Annotated in this window: 2 protein-coding genes; both read right to left on the bottom strand. The window is 67.5% G+C overall.

Features of this window, described 5'->3' with window-relative positions; translation table 11 throughout:
* Nucleotides 1-168: 168 nt before the first annotated feature.
* Nucleotides 169-1,680: an efflux RND transporter periplasmic adaptor subunit gene (locus tag EPN33_04530; GenBank protein TAN23599.1), complete on the bottom strand. Its 1,512-nt coding sequence runs from the start codon at nucleotides 1,678-1,680 to the stop codon at nucleotides 169-171.
* A complete protein-coding gene (locus tag EPN33_04525) occupies nucleotides 1,677-2,978 on the bottom strand; it encodes a TolC family protein (GenBank protein ID TAN23598.1) in 1,302 nt (433 codons plus the stop codon). Before EPN33_04525 ends, EPN33_04530 begins: the two co-directional genes overlap by 4 nt.
* Nucleotides 2,979-3,192 lie beyond the last annotated feature (214 nt).

The following is a 3,192-nucleotide window of genomic DNA, read 5'->3' as shown; positions in this document are numbered from 1 at the left end:
GCTGCGCTGACGAGGTGGCGCGGAGAGTGCGCGGGCGCCCAGCGCGGCTCCGCCGCGCGGCCCGCTCTCCGTGGACCTGTGAACCGCTACGCCGGGGGCCCCTGTGCCCCGGCTGCGCTGCCGCGATGGCGCCGGGAGTGTCCCAGTAGCGGCGATGCAGCGAGGGTCTCATTGCTGGAAGGTGGTGGCGAACTGGACGAAGATGCCGCCGTTGGCGACCACATGCTCGCCCGGGTGGAGGCCGGAAGTGATTTGCGTGAAACCATTTTCGGAGGGGCCGATGGCGACGGTGCGGTGGGCGAAGTGATTCTGGCCGTCGGTCTGCACGTACACGAAGGGCACGTTCTCGGTGTCCCGCAGCACGGCGGCGTTGGGAACCACCACGATGTTGCGCAGCGTGCCGGCGGTCACCGTGGCGGTGACGAACATGGCTTTCTTCAGGTCGCCGCGCCGGTTGGCGGTGGCAATGCGCGCCTGCAGGGTGCGGGTGGTGGCATCGAGCGCAGGGCTGAGATATTGAATGCGGCCGCGGAAGTTTCCGGGGTAGGCGTCGCTGGTGATGGTGACCGGATCGCCGATGTGCACGTACTGCAGGTCGCTCTGGTACACATTCGCCAGCACCCAGACGGTGCTCATGTCGCTGATGACGAAGCACTGGGTGGAGTTGGCCTGGATCAGTTGCCCCGGCGCGACGTCGCGTTCGACCACTTCGCCGCTGATGGGCGCGCGCAGGGGCAATTGCGGGCTGGCGCTGCCGATACTCGCAGGCGAGGGATGCGCGAAGCCGAGCAGATGCAGTGCGGCTTCGGCGGCGTTCAGATCCGCCTGCGCCTGACTGTAGGCGGTCTCGTCCTGCTGCAACTGGGTTTGCGGGATGGCGTGATGTTCGTACAGATCTTCATCGCGCCGTTGCACCTTTTCGGCCAACTGCGCGGCTGCATAGGCCTTGAGATAGGTATCGCGGCCCTGGGCGAAATCGTTGCTGGTGACTTGCAGCAGCGGCTGGCCCTTGGTGACGTGCTCGCCGGGAACGACCAGAATGCGCTCCACCGGTCCGCTCACCAGGCTCAGGACCGGGGTGGTCAGAAACTGGTCGTAATCCACGCTGCCGGTGAAGCGCAACTGCCGCGGCCAGGTCGCGGTTTGCGCCGCGACCACCTGCACGTGACTCATCTGCTGTAGCGGAATCGTGACCAGCGCGGCTTTGGGAGCCGAGGCGCCTCCGGTGGCATCCAGCTTCGCCGCCTGGGCCCCGCCGCAGCCGGCCAGTACCAAGCCGCCGCTCAATGCGAGAGCGGCCAGCCCAAAACCCAACTTGTGCCCGCAGATTCCCCGCACGATTGAGTGGCTCGCCACTTTTTGCCCTGGTCGCTCCCGTTGGTCGCTCGGAGTGCGGGCTTCGATTCCCGGCAGGGTCCGCCCGCTGGCGCTCGGGGCTCCTCCAAGCTGCCGCCACTGGCGCGGGGCCTGGCGTGGCGGCGCCACGCCACCCGCTTGACGCTCGGCCGGGCCGGGGGCCCCGGGAGCCCCAGCCCGGCCGGGTCCGCGCCTCCCAGTTGGCCGGGGGCGGGCCGCCGCTGCGTGAATTCCGCTGTCGTCCATGCCGACTTGGTCCACGGCGCCAACGGCACGGCCCCCGCGTGCTGAAAGCTGATAGCTGACGGCTGATCGCTTCCTCATGGCAAACTCCTTGTTCCTACCGCTTCTTGCAACTGTTCCACCGCCAGCATGTAGGTTGCGAGTGCCTGCCGGTACCCCAGTTCCGTGCTGCGGTAGGTGCGTTCGGCGTCGAGCAGGTCGAGCAGGCTGCTGGCGCCGCGCGCGTAGGCGTACTGGCGTATGTCCAGAGCCTGCTTGGCCTGTTGGCGGTAGCCCGAGGTGTAGAGGTTGACGACCTTGCTGCCTTGCTGCACCGCGGCAAACGCAGTGGCGACATCGGACAGGACCAGATCGTTGGTTTGGCGTTCCACGTCCTGCGCCTGGGTCGTGGCCGCTGCGGTGCGCGCAATCTCGCCCTGGTTGCGGTCGAAGACGGGGATCTCGATGTTGAAGAGAAAGCCGATGTTGTTGGTCGCGGCCACGTGGGTGTACTGCGCTGTCGTGGTCAGGTTGCGCTTGCCGTTGGCGAGCGCCAGGGTGTGCTGGCTGCGCGCCGCGGTCACGCCCAGGCGCGCCGCGGCCAGATCGGGCCGATCCTGCAGTGCCGCCAGCTTCATGTCGTCCAGATTGCCCTTAACCGGTTTGAACTGCAGCGTTCCGGCAAGTTGAAAATTCGTGGGCAGAACGCCGATGCCGATCTGCTGTTGCAGTTGCGTCCGCGCCTGCTGCAGCGCTAACTGATCGCTGGAAACGGTGGTTTGAAAGGAGAGGTTCTGCAGTTTGATGGCGTCCAGATCGGCGAGGCTGATGGCGCCCGCCTGGTAGCGGGCCTCGCTGATCTGCACGGTGTTTTGCCAACTGGCCAAATCCTGCTGGGCAAATTGCAGGCTCGATTTGGCCAGCAGCGCGCTGAGGTAAACTTGCGCCACGGTGAAATCCAGGCCGCGCAACGAATCGCGGGTCTGGGCGCGCACCACGGCGGTGATGTCACGCGCGGCGCGCAGGCGTGCCTGGCGCTTGTGGCCGCGCTCGATGGTGTAGCCCACGCTGGCGTCAAACTCGGTGGTGTTGTCGAGGTAGGTGTTGGTGAACTGGCTGGGATTGAAAACGGGCACAAACAGGGCATCCCAGGCCAGCACCGGGTTGGGGCGAATGCCGGCGGTGACTTGCTGGGCTTGCGCCTGGGGGATATTTTCGCGCACCGCCGCCAGCGCCGGGGAGTGCTGCTCGGCCAACTGCAGCGCTTGGGCAAGGGTAATGGCGGGGCCGCTGGGTGCAGCCGGTGGGGGAGGGGCCGGCTTGGCCTGGCTCCAGGCCGCGAGGCACAGTCCACAGCACAGCAGGGGCAGCAGCGCCCCGCGTTGATAGCCTAAATCCATGGGTGACCGGTTCGACCCCCGACAGCGGGCTCAGCTACCCGACGTGGCCGGACGGGGTATCGTTACATTTATTAATCGCGGGCACCCAGCGCGGCTGCGCCGCGCGGCCCGCTCTCTAAGGCCGTGAGACCGCTGCGCCGGGGGCCCCTGCGCCCCGGCTCCGCTGCGGCGGTGGCGCTGGGGTGCGCGGGCGGCCAGCCGGGCAACGCCCGCA

The sequence above is a fragment of the Acidobacteriota bacterium genome (assembly GCA_004299485.1).
Lineage (GTDB): Bacteria > Acidobacteriota > Terriglobia > Terriglobales > SCQP01 > SCQP01.
The sequence above is the reverse complement of the archived record's forward strand: the minus strand, read 5'-3'. Positions and strand labels throughout refer to the sequence as shown.

Excerpts from the sequence above, each read along its gene's own strand:
- EPN33_04530 (TAN23599.1), bottom strand. The coding sequence starts at position 1,680 with ATGAGGAAGCGATCAGCCGTCAGCTATCAGCTTTCAGCACGCGGGGGC.
- EPN33_04525 (TAN23598.1), bottom strand. The coding sequence starts at position 2,978 with ATGGATTTAGGCTATCAACGCGGGGCGCTGCTGCCCCTGCTGTGCTGT.